Raw genomic sequence first — 20,774 nt, forward strand, 5'->3', positions numbered from 1 at the left:
TTCAGTTACAGCTCTTTTTTAGATAAAGAGAGCAGTTTCTTTTCGTAATCCCGTTTAACAATCTCCAGCGCCTTCAGTACGGTTTCAGGTGCAACCTGGTTTTCCTCAAGTAAAACAATCAAATCGACGGCCAGTTTGACCTCGTCCGGGGCGTTCTCTAATGACATAAATTCTCCGGGGATTAACGGGTTAAACGCGCCAGCACGTTTTCTATTCTTGCCAGAGCATGGCGGCAGCGAGCCAGTCGCGCCTCGAATGCTTCTACTTCACGATGCAGTTTTTGCTGTTCTTCAAAACCCGTTGCCTGAGCCAGACGCTCTTTGCGTTCACGCGTCATTTCCACCAGTCGGCGTTCAAACTCCTGGTGTTGAACCCGCTTGCGCTGCCAGCGCGCCAGGCCTGGAGATGCGCTGTCCCACTCTCGGAGCGACCAACTGGCGGTTTCACGCGAAATCGCCTCTAACTGTGAGGCAAGGTGTTCCGCCAGCCAGCTAATTTGTGGTAGTTGTTGCTGTTCGACTGCACGGCGCAAGGCGGCGAGATTATCTTCAGCTTCATCCAGACAGGCCTGCAGCAACGTGCTGCGAGTGTGAAACAGATGCCTGTCAAAGCGGGCGCTCAGCGTTGTGTGGTGCGCCAACGGAGCACAATGCTGCCGCAGGCGGTTAAGCTGGTTTTCAAGCGTCTGTAGCAGCATGACGGTTTTCACGACAACACTCCGATGAAAATGAGAACTGTTATGCTAAAGTAGCGATTCTCTGTGTTAAGTACTGATATTATGCAACGCATTATTCTAATCATCATTGGCTGGATAGCGGTAGTGTTAGGCACGCTGGGTGTTGTATTGCCGTTGCTGCCCACGACGCCATTTATCCTGCTGGCCGCCTGGTGTTTTGCCCGCTCATCGCCGCGTTTTCACGACTGGCTGCTGTATCGTTCGTGGTTCGGCGGGTATCTGCGTCACTGGCAAAAACACCGCGCAATGCCGCCTGGGGCGAAGCCGCGCGCGATTTTGTTGATCCTGGTGACGTTTGCTATTTCCCTCTGGCTGGTCAATATGATGTGGGTGCGCGGCCTGTTGCTGGTTATTCTCGCCTGTTTACTGATTTTTATGTGGCGGATCCCGGTGATTGATGAAAAACAACAAAAGCAGTAAAGCGCAATAATCGCTGTTGCAATTGTATCTCGCAGCCAGTAAATTCGACCGTTTTCGAGCACAGGCGCAGATGGTCAAAGGTTAACCAAGTGTAACCCTGGCCCTAATATAGACACAAAATCATTCAAGATACGTCGAGGATGAAGTGTATAGTGCGCCGTGAAGTAATACTGTATCAATCAGGCACAAACTTATGACCGCGACTGCACAGCAGCTTGAGTTTCTCAAAAATAGCATCAAAAGCATCCACGATTACCCAAAACCGGGCATTCTTTTCCGTGATGTCACCAGTTTACTGGAAGATCCGAAAGCCTACGCCCTTAGCATTGAATTGCTGGTTGAACGCTATAAAGATGCGGGTATCACTAAAGTGGTTGGCACCGAAGCGCGTGGCTTCCTGTTTGGCGCGCCGGTAGCGTTGGGTCTGGGCGTCGGCTTTGTTCCGGTACGTAAACCGCGTAAGCTTCCGCGTGAAGTGATTGCTGAGAGCTATGAGCTGGAATACGGCACCGATCAACTGGAAATTCACGTTGATGCCATCAAACCGGGCGATAAAGTCCTGGTTGTGGACGACCTGCTGGCAACCGGCGGTACGATTGAAGCGACCGTGAAGTTGATCCGCCGTCTGGGTGGCGAAGTGACCGATGCTGCTTTTATCATTAACCTGTTTGATCTGGGCGGCGAACAGCGCCTGGAAAAACAGGGGCTGACCTGTTATAGCCTGGTGCCTTTTCCAGGGCACTAATCAGTTAAGCAGTACCTGACGACACAACCTCGCCGTTGCTGCGAGGTTGTGTTAGCATTACCCTCCTGTGAATCCACCCTCCAGCCTTTCAGAGCCTGCCAATGAGTTATCAGGTCTTAGCCCGAAAATGGCGCCCACAAACCTTTGCTGACGTCGTCGGCCAGGAACATGTGCTGACGGCACTGGCGAACGGCTTGTCGTTAGGGCGTATTCATCATGCTTATTTGTTTTCCGGCACCCGTGGCGTCGGAAAAACCTCTATCGCCCGCTTGCTGGCGAAGGGATTAAACTGTGAAACTGGCATCACCGCTACGCCGTGCGGCGTGTGCGATAACTGTCGGGAAATTGAGCAGGGGCGTTTTGTCGATTTGATTGAAATCGATGCCGCCTCACGCACCAAAGTCGAAGACACACGCGATCTGCTGGATAACGTCCAGTACGCGCCTGCGCGCGGCCGTTTTAAGGTCTATTTGATCGACGAAGTGCACATGCTGTCGCGGCACAGTTTTAACGCCCTGCTGAAAACGCTCGAAGAGCCGCCCGCGCACGTCAAGTTCCTGCTGGCGACCACCGATCCGCAGAAGCTGCCGGTGACCATTCTGTCGCGTTGTCTGCAATTCCACCTTAAAGCGCTGGATGTCGAACAGATTCGCCATCAGCTTGAGCATATTCTCAAAGAAGAGCATATCGCTCATGAACCACGCGCGCTGCAACTGCTGGCCCGCGCCGCGGACGGCAGCCTGCGCGATGCGCTGAGTTTGACCGATCAGGCGATCGCCAGCGGCGATGGTCAGGTCTCGACCGGCGCGGTCAGCACCATGCTCGGCACGCTGGACGACGACCAGGCGCTCTCGCTTGTTGAAGCAGTTGTGGCCGCCGACGGCGAACGCGTGATGACATTGGTGAACGACGCCGCCGCGCGCGGTATTGAGTGGGAAGCGCTGCTGGTTGAGATGTCGGCTTTGCTGCATCGTATAGCCATGGTTCAGCTTTCACCTGCCGCGCTCGGCAGCGATATGGCCGCCATTGAACAGCGTATGCGTGAACTGGCGCGAATCGTCCCGCCAACCGATGTGCAGCTTTACTACCAGACCCTGCTAATCGGGCGCAAAGAACTGCCGTATGCGCCGGACAGGCGAATGGGCGTCGAAATGACACTGCTGCGTGCGCTGGCTTTTCATCCGCGCATGCCGCTTCCGGAACCTGAAGTCCCGCGCCAGTCGTTTGCCCCGGTCGCACCCACAGCGGTGATGACCCCGACGCAGGTGCCACAGCAGCAGCCTGCGCCAGCGCAACAAAATGTGCCGCTCTCCGACGCCACCAGCCAGGTGCTGGCGGCACGCAGCCAGTTGCAACGCGCTCAGGGAGCAACCAAACCAAAAAAGAGTGAACCGGCAGCCGCTTCCCGCGCGCGGCCGGTGAATAATGCTGCGCTGGAAAGACTGGCTTCGGTGTCGGAACGTGTTCAGGCGCGTCCGGCAGTCTCTGCGCTGGAAAAAGCACCGGCGAAGAAAGAAGCGTATCGCTGGAAAGCGACCAATCCTGTTGCAGAAGTCAAAGAAGTCATCGCCACGCCGAAAGCGCTGAAAAAAGCGCTTGAGCATGAAAAAACGCCGGAACTGGCGGCAAAGCTTGCGGCTGAAGCCATTGAACGCGACCCGTGGGCCGCCCAGGTGAGCCAGCTCTCGCTGCCTAAACTGGTGGAGCAGGTGGCGCTTAATGCCTGGAAAGAAGAGAATGGCAACGTGGTTTGCCTGCACCTGCGTTCCACGCAGCGACACCTTAATTCCAGCGGCGCGCAGCAAAAACTGGCCGAAGCATTGAGTACCTTAACAGGGTCAACGGTTGAATTGACCATCGTTGAAGATGATAATCCCGCGGTGCGTACGCCGCTGGAGTGGCGTCAGGCCATTTATGAAGAGAAGCTCGCGCAGGCGCGTGAGTCGATTATTGCGGATAATAACATCCAGACGCTGCGTCGTTTTTTCGATGCGGAGCTGGACGAAGAGAGTATTCGCCCCATTTGATCGTCAGCCTAATGGTTTGACGATCGTCATCCCTTAACGTGATTGAGAGAGAAGCCTATGTTTGGTAAAGGCGGTCTGGGTAACCTGATGAAACAGGCCCAGCAGATGCAAGAAAAAATGCAGCAGATGCAGGAAGAAGTCGCCAAGCTGGAAGTGACCGGCGAATCTGGCGCGGGTCTGGTAAAAGTGACCATCAACGGCGCGCATAACTGCCGTCGCGTGGAGATCGATCCAAGCCTGCTGGAAGACGACAAAGAGATGCTGGAAGACCTGGTTGCTGCGGCATTCAACGACGCGGCGCGTCGCATTGAAGAGACGCAGAAAGAGAAGATGGCCTCTGTTTCTTCCGGAATGCAGCTGCCGCCTGGCTTTAAGATGCCGTTCTGATGCAAACCAGCCCGCTGTTAACTCAGCTTATGGAAGCACTGCGCTGTCTGCCGGGCGTTGGCCCGAAGTCTGCGCAGCGCATGGCGTTCACGCTGCTTCAGCGCGATCGCAGCGGCGGGATGCGTCTGGCACAGGCGTTAACGAAGGCAATGTCGGAAATCGGCCACTGTGCCGATTGCCGCACTTTCACCGAGCAGGACGTCTGCAACATCTGCTCGAACCCGCGTCGCCAGGAAAACGGTCAGATTTGCGTGGTGGAGAGTCCGGCGGACATCTACGCCATTGAGCAAACCGGGCAATTTTCCGGACGTTACTTCGTGCTGATGGGACACCTGTCGCCGCTGGACGGTATCGGGCCTGATGACATTGGGCTGGATCGTCTTGAACAGCGACTGGCGTCTGAGCAAATTAACGAACTGATCCTCGCGACCAATCCCACGGTCGAAGGAGAGGCGACCGCCAACTATATTGCTGAGCTTTGCATGCAGTATGGCGTTGAAGCCAGCCGTATCGCCCATGGCGTTCCGGTCGGCGGCGAGCTGGAAATGGTCGATGGCACCACGCTATCGCACTCTCTGGCAGGACGACACAAGATTAAATTCTGAACAAACGGAGGCCGCGACGGCGGCTTCCGCTTGAAATCCTTCCCGCTTGTCCCCATTTCACCCTCAACGTGTTTTTACCATTGAAAATGGCATTGTTGAGGTAGATCTACATGAAAGGACAAGAAACTCGTGGTTTTCAGTCAGAAGTAAAACAGCTTCTGCACCTGATGATCCATTCTCTGTATTCCAATAAAGAAATCTTCCTGCGTGAGCTTATCTCTAACGCCTCGGATGCGGCAGACAAGCTGCGTTTCCGCGCACTGTCTAACCCGGACCTGTATGAAGGTGACGGTGAGCTGCGTGTGCGTGTTTCCTTCGATAAAGATAAGCGTACGTTGACTATTGCCGATAACGGCGTGGGGATGAACCGTGATGACGTTATCGATCATCTGGGGACCATTGCGAAATCCGGCACCAAATCTTTCCTCGAATCCATGGGCTCCGATCAGGCGAAAGACAGCCAGTTGATCGGCCAGTTCGGGGTTGGCTTCTACTCAGCCTTCATCGTGGCGGACAAAGTCACCGTGCGTACCCGTGCTGCGGGTGATAAACCGGAAAACGGCGTGTTCTGGGAGTCTGCGGGCGAGGGTGAGTACACCGTAGCCGACATCACCAAAGAAGACCGTGGTACCGAAATTACTCTGCATCTGCGCGAAGGCGAAGACGAGTTCCTTGATGACTGGCGCGTACGTTCCATCATCAGCAAATATTCCGACCATATTGCGCTGCCGGTCGAGATCGAAAAATCCGAAGAGAAAGACGGCGAGACCGTGGTTTCCTGGGAAAAGATCAACAAAGCGCAGGCGCTGTGGACGCGTAACAAGTCGGAAATCAAAGACGACGAGTACAACGAATTCTATAAGCATATCGCCCACGATTTCACCGATCCGCTGACCTGGAGCCACAACCGTGTGGAAGGTAAGCAGGAGTACACCAGCCTGCTGTATATCCCGTCGCAGGCGCCGTGGGATATGTGGAACCGCGATCACAAGCATGGTCTGAAACTTTACGTCCAGCGTGTATTCATCATGGATGACGCCGAGCAGTTCATGCCGAACTACCTGCGCTTTGTGCGCGGTCTGATAGATTCCAACGATCTGCCGCTGAACGTCTCCCGTGAGATCCTGCAGGACAGCACCGTCACCCGTAACCTGCGTAGCGCGCTGACCAAACGCGTACTGCAGATGCTGGAAAAACTGGCGAAAGACGACGCGGAAAAATACCAGACCTTCTGGAAACAGTTCGGTCTGGTGCTGAAAGAAGGCCCGGCGGAAGACCATGCCAACCAGGAAACCATCGCCAAACTGATGCGCTTCGCGTCTACGCACACTGACTCTTCCGCACAGACCGTATCTCTGGAAGACTACGTTGCGCGGATGAAAGAAGGGCAGGAGAAAATCTACTACATCACCGCAGACAGCTATGCGGCGGCGAAGAGCAGCCCGCACCTGGAACTGCTGCGTAAGAAAGGCATCGAAGTGTTGCTGCTTTCTGACCGCATCGATGAGTGGATGATGAACTACCTGACCGAGTTCGATGGCAAACCGTTCCAGTCTGTGGCCAAAGCCGACGAGTCCATCGACAAACTGGCAGATGAAGTTGACGAATCGGCAAAAGAAGCGGAAAAAGCGCTGACGCCGTTTGTTGAGCGCGTGAAAACCTTGCTGGGCGATCGCGTAAAAGAAGTGCGTCTGACTCACCGTCTGACCGACACGCCAGCCATCGTTACCACCGATGCGGATGAAATGAGCACCCAGATGGCGAAACTGTTTGCCGCTGCGGGCCAGGCCGTACCGGAAGTGAAATATATCTTTGAACTGAACCCGGACCACGTGCTGGTAAAACGCACGGCGGATACCCAGGATGAAGCGCAGTTTAAAGAGTGGGTCGAACTGCTGCTGGATCAGGCGCTGTTTGCTGAGCGCGGCACGCTGGAAGATCCGAACCAGTTCATCCGTCGCATGAACCAGTTGCTGGTGTCCTGATACCCGTAATGTAATGCCGGATGGCGCTAGCGCTTATCCGGCCTACAGTATCTCGTAATAGTAGGCCGGATACGGTGTTTACACCGCCATCCGGCTTTTTTTCGCCTTCTGAACTCAATTTTCCATCATTAACCGTTTCAGCGCGGGTGGCTTCCTTGAGCCAATTGCGTGATGGTGGTATCGTTTAGCGCTTTTTAAAAAATATCGACAACCTTTAAGGGGATTTTCGTAATGCGTATCATTCTGCTTGGCGCTCCGGGCGCGGGTAAAGGAACTCAGGCTCAGTTCATCATGGAGAAGTATGGTATTCCGCAAATCTCCACCGGTGATATGCTGCGTGCCGCCGTGAAATCTGGCTCCGAGCTGGGCAAACAAGCGAAAGACATCATGGACGCCGGTAAGCTGGTGACTGATGAGCTGGTGATCGCGCTGGTAAAAGAGCGTATTGCTCAGGAAGACTGCCGTAATGGTTTCCTGCTCGATGGCTTCCCGCGTACTATTCCGCAGGCAGATGCCATGAAAGAAGCGGGTATCAACGTGGACTACGTTCTGGAATTCGACGTTCCGGACGAGCTGATCGTTGACCGTATTGTAGGTCGTCGCGTACACGCTGCTTCTGGCCGCGTTTACCACATCAAATTCAACCCGCCTAAGGTTGAAGGCAAAGACGACGTGACCGGCGAAGAGCTGACCACCCGTAAAGACGATCAGGAAGAGACCGTACGCAAGCGCCTGGTGGAATACCATCAGATGACCGCGCCGCTGATCGGCTACTACTCTAAAGAAGCGCAGGCGGGTAACACCAAATACGCGAAAGTTGACGGCACTCAGGCCGTGGCTGACGTTCGCGCAGCGCTGGAAAAAATCCTCGGTTAATTTTTAACGCGGTTAATGCCGGATGGCGGTGGATACACCTTATCCGGCCTACGATTTTTTGTAGGCCTGATAAACGCAGCGCCATCAGGCAAATTCTCGTCTTACCTCTCACAGCAATTAGTTCTTCTTTACCGCTTTTCCGCTACAATTATCAACAATTTGAATCGATAAGAGGCGGTAATGCGTCAGACGAAAACCGGTATCCTGCTGGCAAACCTCGGCACTCCCGATGCCCCAACCCCCGAAGCCGTTAAGCGCTACCTGCGCCAGTTTTTAAGCGATCCACGCGTCGTCGATACGTCCCCCGCACTGTGGTGGCCGTTGCTGCGTGGTGTGATTTTGCCGCTGCGCGCGCCGCGTGTGGCAAAGCTGTACCAATCAATCTGGATGGAAGACGGTTCCCCGCTGATGGTCTACAGCAAGGCGCAACAGCAGGCGCTGGCACAACGTCTGCCTGATACGCCTGTTGCACTGGGGATGAGCTACGGTTCGCCGTCGCTCGAAAGCGCGGTCGATGAACTGCTGGCAAGCGGGGTTGAACACATGGTGGTGTTACCGCTGTACCCGCAATATTCCTGTTCGACAGTGGCGGCAGTCTGGGACGAGCTGGCGCGCATTTTAGCGCGTAAACGCGGTATTCCTGGCGTCTCATTTATTCGCGATTACGCTGATGACAGCAGCTACATTGATGCGCTGGCCAAGAGCGCCCGGGATTCATTCGCTCAACATGGCGAACCTGATTTACTGCTGCTCTCCTATCACGGCATTCCGCAGCGCTACGCCGATGAAGGCGATGACTACCCGCAGCGCTGTCGCGATACGACGCGTGAGCTGGTTTCAGCGCTTGGCCTGCCGCCGGAAAAAGTCATGATGACCTTCCAGTCTCGCTTTGGCCGCGAACCATGGCTGACACCGTATACCGACGAAATGCTAAAAATGCTGGCGGAGAAAGGAACCCGACATATCCAGGTTATGTGTCCGGGCTTCGCGGCTGATTGCCTCGAAACGCTGGAAGAGATAGCGGTACAAAACCGGGAGATTTTCCTTGAAGCGGGTGGTAAGCAATATGAATATATTCCGGCGCTGAATGCCGCGCCGGAGCATATTGAAATGATGGTGAAACTGACCGAAGCCTACCGCTAAAGCTGTTGCTTAAAGAAATGCGCGCCGTCCTGCAGAGCTTCATCGGCGGTTTTCATCATCCGCGAATAGTGCAGGAAGGCGTGCAGCGTACCGGGATACATTTTGTACTGGCAGGGCTGCTGATGCGCCTGTAACGTCTGGAATAATAAGCGGCTATCGTCGATCAGCGGATCGAACTCCGCACCGGCGATAAAACACGGCGGTAGGTCGCGCGTCAGATCGTTATTAAACAGGCAATAGTACGGTGACTCGCGATCGTCAGCGCTACGTAGGTACGCGTTTTCGTACATCTGCAGATCCTCGCGGGTTAAACCATCCCACGCTCCGCCCATCAGCCGTCGGCTCAGTGAATCCTGCAGGCCGTAAAGGCCATACCACAACAGCACGCCAGCGACTTTGCCGCAGGCAATGTTTTTATCTCGCAGCCACAACGCACTGGCGAGCGCCAGCATCGCTCCGGCGGAATCGCCGGCAAAACCTATCGTATTGATATTGAGGGAATAGTCGCCAGCATGTTGATGATAGTACTGGCAAACGGCGACGATCTCTTCGATGGCTTGTGGGTAGCGCGCTTCCGGCGCCAGAGAATAGTCGATGCCAATAACTGTGCACTGGGTGTAGTGCGCCAGTAAACGCATAATACGGTCGTGGGTATCCAGATTACCGAGAATAAAACCACCGCCGTGCAGGTAATACAGCGTCGCCTGGCTTTGGGGCTGCGGAGCGTAGATGCGTGTGGCAACGGGGCCGCACGCGGTAGAAATCACGCATTCGCGGGTATGCATCTGCGGGGCATCGGCATTCCACAATCGCCGCTCATGAATGTAGTGTTGGCGCTGGGCCACAAAGTCATCGGCAGCGGGCCACGGTGGCAAATCGTCGCGATGAAAATTCACCACGCTTTTCATTTCATCCGAAATTTTGTCGAGTACGGGGATTTTGTTTTCCGGCTTCATAAAACACTCCTTGTGAAGGTGAGTTATTGTAGAAATTAATCCCGGATAAACTGCGATCTCACCGTCCGATATTGAAACTCAGCGCCGCATCGCATGCGCAGCAGGGAATGTGCTACCATGCATCGCTCAGTTAACCACCCGTAAAATCGACCATGAAATTTCCCGGTAAACGTAAATCCAAACACTATTTCCCCGTCAGCGCGCGCGATCCGTTGCTGCAACAAATTCAGCCAGAAAATGAAACCAGCGCAGCCTGGGTTGTCGGTATCGACCAGACGCTGGTAGATATTGAAGCCAAAGTGGATGATGATTTTGTAAAACGTTATGGATTAAGCGCCGGGCACTCTCTGGTGATTGAAGATGATGTTGCGGAAGCGCTCTACCAGGAGCTGGTACGCGAAAACCTGATCACCCATCAGTTTGCAGGTGGCACCATCGGTAACACTATGCATAACTATTCCGTGCTGGCAGATGACCGTTCGGTACTGTTGGGGGTGATGTGCAGTAATATCGAAATTGGTAGCTACGCGTATCGCTATTTATGCAACACCTCCAGCCGCACCGATTTGAACTATCTACAGGGTGTAGATGGTCCTATTGGCCGCTGCTTTACGCTGATTGGTGAATCCGGAGAGCGTACATTTGCCATCAGCCCTGGTCACATGAACCAACTGCGCGCGGATAGCATCCCTGAATCAGTCATTGCCGGGGCTTCCGCGCTGGTGCTGACCTCCTATCTGGTGCGCTGTAAGCCGGGCGAACCGATGCCGGAAGCGACCATGAAGGCGATTGAATTTGCCAAAAAGCACAACGTGCCAGTGGTACTGACGCTGGGCACCAAATTCGTTATTGCGGATAACCCGCAGTGGTGGCAGACATTCCTGAAAGAGAATGTCTCTATTCTGGCGATGAACGAAGAAGAAGCCGAAGCGTTGACCGGCGAGAACGATCCGCTGCTGGCGTCTGACAAGGCGCTGGACTGGGTGGATCTGGTGCTGTGTACTGCGGGTCCGGCAGGTCTGTATATGGCCGGCTTTACTGAAGAAGAGGCGAAACGCAAAACTCAGCACCCACTGCTGCCAGGGGCGATTGCCGAATTTAACCAGTACGAGTTTAGTCGCGCCATGCGCCATAAAGACTGTACTCATCCGCTGCGCGTGTATTCGCACATCGCGCCGTATATGGGCGGGCCAGAAAAGATCATGAATACCAACGGTGCTGGCGACGGCGCACTGGCGGCATTGCTGCATGATATTACCGCTAACAGCTATCACCGCAGTAACGTGCCTAACTCCAGCAAGCACAAGTTCACCTGGTTGACCTACTCGTCGCTAGCCCAGGTATGTAAATATGCTAATCGCGTGAGTTATCAGGTGCTGAACCAGCATTCACCGCGCCTGACGCGCGGTTTGCCGGAACGTGAAGACAGTCTCGAAGAGTCGTACTGGGATCGCTGAGTTCTTGCCCGATGGCGCTACGCTTATCGGGCCTACGCGTAGCAATATGTAGGCCGGATAAGGCGTTTTACGCCGCCATCCGGCACGTAACATTAACTGGCAGTAGCAACTTCACCGGCAGGCGGCGTTTCAATCAGCTCCAGCATGGTGCGGGCGATTTCACGCTCACCCATGACCACCTGATTGGCGCCACGCTCGGTAATGTATTCCACCTCATCGTCATAATGCGCGCGGGCGATAATCTCAATCGACGGGCACTTCTCACGAGCGGAAGCAACAATTTCACCCGCTTCATAGCCATTCGGAATGGTCAGCAACAGCCAGCGTGCGCAATCCAGATGCGCCAGATTCATAATCTCTTCGTTGGCGGCATTTCCCAGCACCGCGCGGATCCCGCGCTCGCGCAGTTCATCCACCCGGGTACGTGAGGTTTCGATAACCACCAGCGGGATCCCCGCAGCCATCAATTTCTCACCCAGCAGGCTGCCGACGCGACCAAAGCCAACCAGCAGGGCGTGATTGCAGATATCCACCGGAATTTGCTTCTCTTCTTCGATAGCCTCTTCCAGCGTCTGCTCTTCCAGCGTTTCTGTTTTGGCGAGATATTTTTCTAACACCGCGAACAGCACCGGGTTGAGCATGATGGACAGGATTGCCCCTGCCAGCACCAGATTCTGTCCGGCCTGCGGCAGCAGATTTAACGCCATTCCCAGACCCGCCAGGATAAAGGCAAATTCACCAATCTGCGCCAGGCTGGTGGCAATGGTGAGCGCCGTGCGTTGGGAGTGACCAAACATGCGCACCAGGAAATAGGCGGCAAGGGATTTACCAAAGATGATAATCGCCAGCGTACCCAGCACTGCCAGCGGCTGTTGGATCAGGACTAACGGATCGAACAGCATCCCGACGGAAACGAAGAACAGTACAGCGAACGCATCGCGCAGCGGCAGGGTGTCATGCGCCGCACGGTGGCTCAGTTCCGATTCATTCAACACCATACCAGCGAAGAATGCGCCCAGCGCAAAGGAGACATCGAACAGTTCCACTGCGCCAAAGGCGATACCTAAGGCAAGGGCGAGAACTGACAGGGTAAACAGCTCGCGTGACCCGGTTGCGGCGCTGCGGGCCATAATCCACGGTACCAGGCGACGCCCCACCAGCATCATAATCGCGATAAACGCCACCACCTTACCGATGGTAATCCCCATATCGACGGCCAGCGAAGCGAAGCCGACATCTTCTTTTTCCAACATTCCGGCGACGGCTGGCAGGAGAACCAGCGTCAGTACCATCATCAGATCTTCGACAATCAGCCAGCCAATGGCAATTTGCCCGCGCTGGCTGTCAATGAGCTGTCGTTCTTCAAGCGCACGCAGTAGCACTACGGTACTGGCGGTTGAAAGACACAGACCAAAGACGATACCGACCATCAGCGACCAGCCTAATACGGCTGAAAGCGCCATACCCAGCAGCGTTGCCACCGCTATCTGGGCAATCGCGCCGGGAATGGCGATAGACTTTACCGCCATCAAATCCTTCAGGGAAAAGTGCAGCCCGACGCCGAACATCAACAGGATCACGCCAAGCTCGGCCAGTTCAGGCGCGAGCTTGGTATCAGCAACAAAACCAGGTGTAAATGGACCGGCCAGAACGCCCGCTAACAGATATCCCACCAGAGGAGAAATACGTAGTTTATTGGCAATCATGCCTAATATAAAAGCGAGCACAAGGCCGCCGACAATGGTGGTGATAAGCGGGGTGGCGTGATGCATTCCGTCTCCTTTGGTTGCTGTGTTGATCCTGAAAACCCAAATTCCGAGTAATAGTTTATGACAATTTTGATGTTTATGTTGATGAATAATTATTGAATTTTGATGAAAACAGGATTTTAAAGGAAAAAAAGCACGGATCGGAAAACTACGGGGGGATGTTTGAGGCAAACGCTGATGGCCGCTGTAAGTGATGACGACCAAAGTTTACCTTTGGCCGTCAGAAAATCAGGCTTTATGTCGGTTATCAGGTAAGAATATGGTCAGTATCCCCAGAAGTGGCAGGAAAGCACATATTTTGTAGACCAAATCGATACTGGTATGGTCGGCAATCAGCCCTAACACCGCGGCTCCCAAGCCACCCATGCCGAAGGCAAAACCGAAAAATAGCCCAGAAACCATGCCGATACGCCCAGGAAGCAGCTCCTGTGCGTAGACCAGAATGGCAGAAAAGGCCGATGCGAGGATAAAACCAATGATCACGGTTAAAATCCCGGTCCATTCCAGCGTTGCGTAGGGTAAAACAAGGGTAAATGGCGCAACGCCGAGGATAGACCCCCAAATAACATATTTTCTGCCAATTTTATCGCCTAATGGTCCGCCAATCACCGTCCCGGCCGCGACGGCAAACAGGAAGGCAAACAGATGAAACTGGGCATTTTGTACCGATAATCCGAATTTTTGCATCAGATAAAAGGTGTAATAGCTGCTAATGCTCGCCATATAGAAGTATTTGGAGAAAATCAGCACCAGCAGAATGCTTACCGCCAGCACCACTTTATTACGCGGCAACGGATTAACGATAGCGACCTTCGGCTTTCCTTTACTCATCCGATGCTGCGCGGCATACCAACGGCTGATTTGTGCCAGGACGACAATCGCTAATAGCGCAGCCAGCACAAACCAGGCCACATTACCTTTACCATATGGCGCGATGATGACAGCCGCCAGCAATGGCCCCAGAGAGCTACCGAAGTTGCCGCCAACCTGGAAAATCGACTGGGCAAGGCCGTGGCGACCACCGGAGGCCATACGCGCCACGCGGGACGATTCCGGGTGAAATACCGAAGAGCCGGTACCAACCAGCGCCGCGGCGAGCAGCACCATATGGAAGCTGCCGGCCATGGCCAGCAAAACAAGCCCGCTCAGCGTGAAGCACATCCCAATGGGCAGCGACCACGGCATCGGGTATTTGTCAGTCCAGTAACCCACCACCGGTTGCAGCAGCGAGGAAGCGAGCTGGAAGGTTAGGGTAATCATCCCTATCTGCATAAACGTCAGCGAGAACTCTGACTGCAAAAGTGGATAAATCGCCAGAATCAGCGACTGGATCATATCGTTGAGCAGATGGGAGAGGCTGATTGCCCCTAAAATGCCAAATGAGGTGCGTGCTTTAGCAACCGACGCTGACGCGCCAGCCACTGGCTGGGTTGGTTCACTTATTGCCATAGAAAGTCACTTCTGTTTGGTTGCGATTATGAGGGTAATCTAATTCGTTATTATTACTTGCCTAACATACCTGCGGAAGGTGTTTGAAGGAAGTCTCATTTCTGAAAACATTTTCGACTATTATTTTATATCATTGTAATTTCAGTCGTTGATTTTGGCTCAGGGAGAGAAATATGACGTTTTTGAAACGGGGCGTGGAGCTGGCGCTATTAGCCGCATTTGCGCTGGCAGGTCAGCCTGCACAGGCGTACGAAAAAGATAAAACCTATAAAATCACCATTCTACATACCAACGATCATCACGGTCACTTCTGGCGTAGTGAATACGGGGAATATGGGCTGGCGGCGCAAAAAACGCTGGTGGACGGTATTCGTAAAGAGGTGGCTGAGGAAGGGGGCAGCGTACTGCTGCTTTCCGGCGGTGACATTAATACCGGCGTACCGGAGTCCGATCTGCAGGATGCGGAACCTGATTTTCGCGGGATGAACCTGATTGGCTATGACGCGATGGCGGTCGGTAACCACGAGTTTGATAATCCCATGACCGTACTGCGCCAGCAGGAAAAATGGTCCAAATTCCCGTTTCTCTCGGCCAATATCTATCAGAAAAGCACCGGCGAGCGTTTATTTAAGCCGTGGGCCATCTTTAAGCGCCAGGATTTAAAAATTGCCGTACTCGGTTTAACCACTGACGATACGGCAAAAATAGGCAACCCCGAGTTCTTTACCGATATTGAGTTCCGTAAACCTGCTGATGAAGCCAAACTGGTTATTCAGGAACTGAATATGGGTGAAAAGCCAGACATTATTATCGCGACCACCCATATGGGACATTATGACAACGGCAACCACGGCTCGAACGCCCCTGGCGATGTCGAAATGGCGCGCAGCCTGCCAGCAGGTTCGCTGGCGATGATTGTGGGTGGTCACTCACAGGATCCGGTGTGTATGGCTTCAGAGAACAAGAAGCAGGTGGATTACGTCCCGGGTACGCCGTGTGCGCCAGATAAGCAAAATGGGATCTGGATTGTACAGGCACACGAGTGGGGAAAATACGTGGGCCGGGCGGACTTTGAGTTCCGTAACGGCGAAATGAAAATGGTTAACTACCAGCTCATTCCAGTCAACCTGAAGAAAAAAGTGACCTGGGACAACGGTAAAAGTGAGCGCGTACTCTACACCCCGGAAATAGCGGAAAATCAGCAAATGCTTTCGCTGCTGACGCCGTTCCAGAATAAAGGTAAAGCGCAACTCGACGTGAAAATCGGTAGCGTCAATGCGCGCCTCGAAGGCGATCGAAGCAAAGTCCGTTTCGTGCAGACCAACATGGGACATCTGCTGCTGGCTGCGCAAATGGCGCGAACCAGCGCTGATTTTGGCGTGATGAGCGGCGGCGGTATCCGTGACTCCATCGAAGGCGGCGATATCACCTATAAGAGCGTGCTGAAGGTACAGCCGTTTGGCAACATCGTGGTGTATGCCGATATGAGCGGGAAAGAGGTGATTGACTATCTGACCGCAGTGGCGCAAATGAAGCCGGACTCCGGGGCCTATCCGCAGTTTGCCAACGTCAGCTTTGTGGCGAAAGACGGCAAGCTTAACGATTTGAAAATCAAAGGCGAGCCCGTTGACCCAGCCAAAACCTATCGTATGGCAACGCTGAGCTTCAACGCCACCGGCGGTGATGGCTATCCGCGTATTGATAACAAACCAGGCTATGTGAATACCGGATTTATTGATGCGGAAGTGCTGAAGGAGTACGTGCAGAAGAACTCACCGCTGGATGTCGGTGCGTATGAGCCGAAGGGTGAGGTGAGCTGGCAGTAACAGGGCTATTTTGTTCGCCATTTTGAACACGGGCAGTGCTCGGAATCCTCACGTACTTCATGTACGCTCCGGTTCCTGCGCGCTGGCCGAGTCCAAACTGCCTTCACCAATAACGCCCTGTTGAGTATTCGATTTGCAGGCCTTAAAGCTGCACGCCATCAGGCAGTCATTCTATAACCGCTTAATCCCGGCGGGCGATATCGGCGAATTTCGCATCCAGAATTTTCGCCAGATCGCTCGCTGCCAGTTCGATGTCCAGTCCGCGTTTGCCGCCGGAAACATAAATGGTGTCAAACGTTTGGGCTGGCGCGTCGATGAGCGTCGGCAATCTTTTTTTCTGCCCCAACGGGCTGATACCGCCTACCAGATAGCCGGTAGTGCGTTGCGCGACCATGGGGTCGGCCATATCGACCTTTTTGGCGCCCAAAGCTTTGGCAACCTTTTTGAGATCCAGTTGACCGGCTACCGGTGTGACGGCAACCGCCAGATGTTTCATATCGCCATTCACGGCAACCAGCAGCGTTTTGTAGACCTGATCCGCATTCAGTCCTAATTTACGGACCACTTCGTCGCCAAAGTTGGTCTCGGACGGATCGTGATCGTAGGTGTGGATCTGAAAAGAAATTTTGTTTTTTTCGAGTAGTTTAACGGCGGGTGTCATAGCAATTTTTCCTGGCCCAGACAAAATACGCCATAAGCATACGCCTGATGGCGGTGGAAAAAATAGTACCATCTTGCGCAATAGTATTGGCAGGATGATGACTTTGAGCGACAATCGACCTACACCGATGCTTTAAGCGTCGGCATAATAATAATGATGAAATTCCTCTTTGACGGGCCAATAGAAATATTGGCCATTTTTTTATCGCATCATCTCCGGTAAATTTCCCTCTCCATACAGATGCAGTGCGCCCACTGCGACCACATAGTGGCCTGCAGGCATTGCCTTGAGTTTGTCCCGCCAGGCCTCATTACGCTGGTGCATTAATACGTCATATAATGACTGGCTGAATGTGTTGGGTAACGTGAGTGCGCTATTTTGTGGTGGTGATTCAAGCCACCAGCCCATCATTTGTTGCAGCAACCTGGCGTTGGTGTGCCAGTGCGTCAGGGTATCGTCAAGCAAAGCCAAACCGTTATCAGGCAATTGACATAACAGGTCGATTTGGCTGGAGGCGCCTTCCAGTTCAATAATGGTTTTTTGCGCCTGTTTAGCCGCTTTGAGCAGTTGGTAGTCAATGCCATATTCCGCCCGTAATCCCAGCTGTTGCGCCTGTGTGGCTTGTAAGATCATGGCTATTTGCCACAGGGGTTGAGTCGAAAACAGGGAAGGGGAAATACCAAGATCGGCAGAAACTTTTTGCAGATTGCGCAATTGCTCTTCGCTGATGCGTTCTTCCAGCGTGGCAAAAGCCGGAAGATTGGCAAACGGAGTATCGTCACCGGAGACATCGGCTTCGACAATCAGTGCGTCAGCGTGGCTGAGTTTTTTCAGTAACCTGGCAGGCAGAGGGGCCATACCCCGGCTACCCATATGAATACTGCCAATCAGATGAAAATGGCGGTTGCCAGGCAAAGAGATATCGATGGCCGGCCAGGTATAATGGTTACCGCGCAGTGCAGACCATAATGCTTTTACCCGGTATAACAAATCCATACGACCTCCCTAAGTGGAGAACCATGCTAGCGCGTGGCCGGAAAAGTCGCAATGTGTGAATTGCCGGATGGCGCAGTTGATAGCGCCATCCGGCAAAGGGTTACTCTTTCGGTTTGAAACGCAGCAGTCGGTTCGCGTTGCTCACCACGGTAATGGAAGAAAGCGCCATCGCCGCCCCGGCAACGACCGGGTTGAGCAGCGTGCCGGTGAACGGCCACAAGATCCCGGCGGCAACGGGGATACCGATGCTGTTATAGATAAACGCGCCGAGCAGGTTCTGTTTCATATTACGCAGCGTTGCCCGCGAGATAGACAGCGCATCTGCAACGCCCATCAGGCTATGACGCATCAGCGTAATCGCAGCTGTTTCAATCGCCACATCGCTGCCGCCACCCATGGCGATCCCTACATCGGCCTGCGCCAGTGCAGGCGCATCATTGATACCGTCACCGACCATGGCGACCTGGCGCCCCTGGCTCTGCAGACGCTTGATCGCCTCGGCCTTACCGTCTGGCAGAACGCCCGCAATCACCTCATCAATACCCGCCTCTTTGGCAATGGCGTTGGCGGTCGTTGGGTTGTCGCCGGTCAGCATCACCAGACGATACCCGGCGCGGTGCAGGCGCTGGAGCGCTGCCACGCTGTCGCTACGCAGTGGATCACGCACCGCTAACAGCGCCGCTGCTTTACCATCAATCGCCAACAGCACCGGGGTTGAACCCTGGGAAGCCTGAGCGGTGATTTCAGCTTCCATTTCAGTGGTATCTACCTGCTGTTCATTAAGCAGTGCCTGGTTGCCCAGCAGCAGCGTATGACCTTCCGTTTCGCCACTAACGCCTAACCCGCGCAGCGTACGGAAACCGTTGACCTGCGGCAGCGAGACATCGCCTGCTTTGTCCAGAATCGCTCTGGCCAGCGGGTGGCTGGAACCCTGTTCAAGGGCCGCTGCCAGACGAATTGCCAGCGCTTCCTCGGTGTTGCCAAACGTTTTGATTGCGACAACCTGCGGTTTACCTTCGGTCAGCGTCCCGGTCTTGTCAAAGACGACGGTATCAAGCGTGCTGGCGCGCTGCAGCGCATCGGCATCACGTACCAGTACCCCAAACTCAGCGGCACGCCCCACGCCGGAAATAATCGACATCGGCGTTGCCAGACCCAACGCACACGGGCAGGCAATAATCAGGACGGTGGTGGCGATGACCAGCGTATAAACAATTTGTGGCGCCGGGCCAAAGAAATACCAGATAGCGGCACTCACCAGCGCGATCAGCACCACCACCGGAACGAACACCGAGGAAATACGGTCGGCCAGCTTACCAATCTCGGGCTTACTGCTTTGCGCCTGACGCACCATGCGAATAATGCGCGACAGCGTGGTGTGGCTGCCAACAGCGCTGGCGCGGAACAGTACGCTGCCGTCCTGGACGACCGTACCGGCGTGGACGCTATCGCCTTCGCCTTTTTGTTGCGGAATCGGCTCACCGGTCAGCATCGCTTCATCCAGCCAGGCTTCGCCCTGGGTAATTTCGCCATCGACCGGAACGCGGTCGCCGGTGGTCAGGCGCAACAACATTCCCGCCTGAACGTCTGCCAGCGGTACGTTCTTTTCACCTTCGTCAGTAACGACGCGTGCGGTCGGCGGCGTCAGATCGAGCAGTTTTTCCAGCGCTTTGGACGAGCGCTGGCGAGCCCGCGCTTCCAGCATGTGTCCGAGGTTAATCAGACCGATAATCATGGCGCTGGCTTCATAATAGAGGTGTCGCGCTTCCATCGGGAACCACTGCGGCCAAAGGTTGACGCTCATGGAATAGAGCCATGCCACCCCTGTACCCAGCGCGACCAGCGTATCCATGGTTGCGGTGCCGTTCATCAGGCTTTTCCACGCGCTGCGGTAGAAGTGACCGCCTGCGAAGACCATCACGGCGAGTGTTGCCAGACCAATTACCAGCCACAGGCTACGGTTGTCGGCACTCACCATCATGTTATCGCCAATCATTCCCCATACCATGACCGGGATACCCAGCAGCAGCGCGACGGCTGCCTGCCAGCGAAAACGCTTCATGGTTGCCACGGCGGTTTCCTGCTGGCGTTCGCGACGCTTAGCGTCGTCTTCAATGGCTTCTGCGCCGTAACCCGCTTTTTCCACCGCCTGCACTAAATCTGCGGCGGAGGCACTGCCCATTACCAGCGCAGTGCGTTCCGCCAGGTTTACCCGTGCCTGGGTGACGCCCGGTACGCTTTGCAATGCATTTTGTACACGGGTCACACAACTGGCGCAGCTCATGCCGTTTAACAGCAACTGTTGGCTGTCATCATCAGCCGTAGCTGCCGGAAGCTCGGAAGGGACCGCTGCCAGTGCTTCCGACGGGATTGATGACTCCGTCAGCGGTTTAGCCTTTGGGTGGCTTAACTCCGCCCCGTAACCGGCTTGTTTGATGGTTTCAATCAGCGCTTCTGCGCTGGCGCTCCCGGTAACATGGGCCTCTGTCACGGTGACATCCGCTTGCTCAACATCCGGACGTTGTTCCAGACTTTCTTTAACGCGTTTTACGCAGTGACCACAGGACAAACCGTCCAGGGTTAGATCGATTGTTTGAGACATAACCAACTCCTTCATTGCAGGTTTAACTGACTGTGATAAAGGTTAAACCTTCCAGCAAGGGGAAGGTCAAGGGTGTTTTTAGAAAAGATGAAAAAAGGAGGCGAAGGGGGAAAAACGGGAACGTCACGTCAGAG

The 20,774-nt window shown here is 54.3% G+C and carries 18 protein-coding genes and 1 other annotated feature; of the genes, 10 read left to right on the forward strand and 8 right to left on the reverse strand.

The window, feature by feature from the left end; genetic code table 11:
* Nucleotides 1–5: 5 nt before the first annotated feature.
* Together rsmS and priC are read right to left on the reverse strand one after the other, a co-directional pair.
* The gene (gene rsmS / locus AL515_RS07400) at nucleotides 6–167 is read right to left on the reverse strand and encodes a pleiotropic regulatory protein RsmS (RefSeq protein WP_071887323.1); all 162 of its coding nucleotides are present in this window, start codon (nucleotides 165–167) and stop codon (nucleotides 6–8) included.
* Between the two features lie 14 nt (nucleotides 168–181).
* Complete coding sequence (gene priC, locus AL515_RS07405; RefSeq protein ID WP_061067440.1) at nucleotides 182–709, reverse strand: primosomal replication protein N''; 528 nt, start codon at nucleotides 707–709, stop codon at nucleotides 182–184.
* A gap of 69 nt (nucleotides 710–778) precedes the next feature.
* On the opposite strand from priC, the gene AL515_RS07410 reads away from it, so the two are divergent.
* The 8 genes from AL515_RS07410 to hemH all read left to right on the forward strand — a co-directional run bounded on the left by AL515_RS07410 (nucleotide 779) and on the right by hemH (nucleotide 8,924).
* The gene (locus tag AL515_RS07410; RefSeq protein WP_003847534.1) at nucleotides 779–1,156 is read left to right on the forward strand and encodes a DUF454 family protein; all 378 of its coding nucleotides are present in this window, start codon (nucleotides 779–781) and stop codon (nucleotides 1,154–1,156) included.
* Between the two features lie 193 nt (nucleotides 1,157–1,349).
* Nucleotides 1,350–1,901: an adenine phosphoribosyltransferase gene (gene apt / locus AL515_RS07420; protein ID WP_005125198.1), complete on the forward strand. Its 552-nt coding sequence runs from the start codon at nucleotides 1,350–1,352 to the stop codon at nucleotides 1,899–1,901.
* A 101-nt stretch (nucleotides 1,902–2,002) separates the two neighbouring features.
* Nucleotides 2,003–3,928, forward strand: coding sequence for a DNA polymerase III subunit gamma/tau (gene dnaX / locus AL515_RS07425; protein WP_061067441.1), 1,926 nt, complete (start codon nucleotides 2,003–2,005; stop codon nucleotides 3,926–3,928).
* Nucleotides 3,261–3,325 (forward strand) — a sequence feature (DnaX frameshifting element). It overlaps the preceding gene by 65 nt.
* Before the next feature lie 57 nt (nucleotides 3,929–3,985).
* A complete protein-coding gene (locus tag AL515_RS07430; RefSeq protein ID WP_003021764.1) occupies nucleotides 3,986–4,315 on the forward strand; it encodes a YbaB/EbfC family nucleoid-associated protein in 330 nt (109 codons plus the stop codon).
* Nucleotides 4,315–4,920, forward strand: a complete 606-nt coding sequence (gene recR, locus AL515_RS07435; RefSeq protein ID WP_003021767.1) for a recombination mediator RecR — start codon at nucleotides 4,315–4,317, stop codon at nucleotides 4,918–4,920. Before AL515_RS07430 ends, recR begins: the two co-directional genes overlap by 1 nt.
* 110 nt (nucleotides 4,921–5,030) lie before the next feature.
* The gene (gene htpG / locus AL515_RS07440) at nucleotides 5,031–6,905 is read left to right on the forward strand and encodes a molecular chaperone HtpG (RefSeq protein ID WP_048212404.1); all 1,875 of its coding nucleotides are present in this window, start codon (nucleotides 5,031–5,033) and stop codon (nucleotides 6,903–6,905) included.
* A 231-nt stretch (nucleotides 6,906–7,136) separates the two neighbouring features.
* Nucleotides 7,137–7,781 carry an adenylate kinase gene (gene adk / locus AL515_RS07450; RefSeq protein WP_003021773.1) on the forward strand — a complete coding sequence of 215 codons (645 nt, stop codon included), beginning with the start codon at nucleotides 7,137–7,139 and terminating at the stop codon, nucleotides 7,779–7,781.
* Between the two features lie 180 nt (nucleotides 7,782–7,961).
* Nucleotides 7,962–8,924: a ferrochelatase gene (gene hemH, locus AL515_RS07455; protein ID WP_061067442.1), complete on the forward strand. Its 963-nt coding sequence runs from the start codon at nucleotides 7,962–7,964 to the stop codon at nucleotides 8,922–8,924.
* On the opposite strand, the gene aes is transcribed toward hemH, so the two are convergent.
* Nucleotides 8,921–9,880, reverse strand: a complete 960-nt coding sequence (aes, locus tag AL515_RS07460; RefSeq protein ID WP_061067443.1) for an acetyl esterase — start codon at nucleotides 9,878–9,880, stop codon at nucleotides 8,921–8,923. The genes hemH and aes overlap by 4 nt on opposite strands.
* Nucleotides 9,881–10,032: 152 nt before the next feature.
* On the opposite strand from aes, the gene gsk reads away from it, so the two are divergent.
* Entirely contained in the window at nucleotides 10,033–11,337 is a 1,305-nt protein-coding gene (gene gsk, locus AL515_RS07465) for an inosine/guanosine kinase (RefSeq protein ID WP_048212401.1), read from the forward strand.
* Between the two features lie 92 nt (nucleotides 11,338–11,429).
* Here gsk and ybaL read toward each other — a convergent pair whose 3' ends face one another.
* Together ybaL and fsr are read right to left on the reverse strand one after the other, a co-directional pair.
* The gene (gene ybaL, locus AL515_RS07470; RefSeq protein ID WP_003835904.1) at nucleotides 11,430–13,109 is read right to left on the reverse strand and encodes a YbaL family putative K(+) efflux transporter; all 1,680 of its coding nucleotides are present in this window, start codon (nucleotides 13,107–13,109) and stop codon (nucleotides 11,430–11,432) included.
* 225 nt (nucleotides 13,110–13,334) lie between these two features.
* A complete protein-coding gene (gene fsr / locus AL515_RS07475; RefSeq protein ID WP_003021788.1) occupies nucleotides 13,335–14,555 on the reverse strand; it encodes a fosmidomycin MFS transporter in 1,221 nt (406 codons plus the stop codon).
* Between the two features lie 173 nt (nucleotides 14,556–14,728).
* Here fsr and ushA point away from each other — a divergent pair, with 173 nt between their 5' ends.
* The gene (gene ushA, locus AL515_RS07480) at nucleotides 14,729–16,381 is read left to right on the forward strand and encodes a bifunctional UDP-sugar hydrolase/5'-nucleotidase UshA (RefSeq protein ID WP_061067444.1); all 1,653 of its coding nucleotides are present in this window, start codon (nucleotides 14,729–14,731) and stop codon (nucleotides 16,379–16,381) included.
* Between the two features lie 181 nt (nucleotides 16,382–16,562).
* Here the strand turns inward: ushA and ybaK are convergent, their stop codons facing one another.
* The 3 genes from ybaK to copA form a co-directional block, all read right to left on the reverse strand.
* On the reverse strand, nucleotides 16,563–17,042 hold the full coding sequence (gene ybaK / locus AL515_RS07485; protein ID WP_003021794.1) for a Cys-tRNA(Pro)/Cys-tRNA(Cys) deacylase YbaK: 480 nt from the start codon (nucleotides 17,040–17,042) through the stop codon (nucleotides 16,563–16,565).
* Nucleotides 17,043–17,243: 201 nt separating this feature from the next.
* Complete coding sequence (locus tag AL515_RS07490) at nucleotides 17,244–18,038, reverse strand: TraB/GumN family protein (protein ID WP_048212399.1); 795 nt, start codon at nucleotides 18,036–18,038, stop codon at nucleotides 17,244–17,246.
* Nucleotides 18,039–18,138: 100 nt separating this feature from the next.
* On the reverse strand, nucleotides 18,139–20,640 hold the full coding sequence (gene copA / locus AL515_RS07495) for a copper-exporting P-type ATPase CopA (protein ID WP_061067445.1): 2,502 nt from the start codon (nucleotides 20,638–20,640) through the stop codon (nucleotides 18,139–18,141).
* Between the last annotated feature and the right edge of the window lie 134 nt (nucleotides 20,641–20,774).

Source organism: Citrobacter sp. FDAARGOS_156 (assembly GCF_001559235.2).
Taxonomy (GTDB): domain Bacteria; phylum Pseudomonadota; class Gammaproteobacteria; order Enterobacterales; family Enterobacteriaceae; genus Citrobacter; species Citrobacter youngae.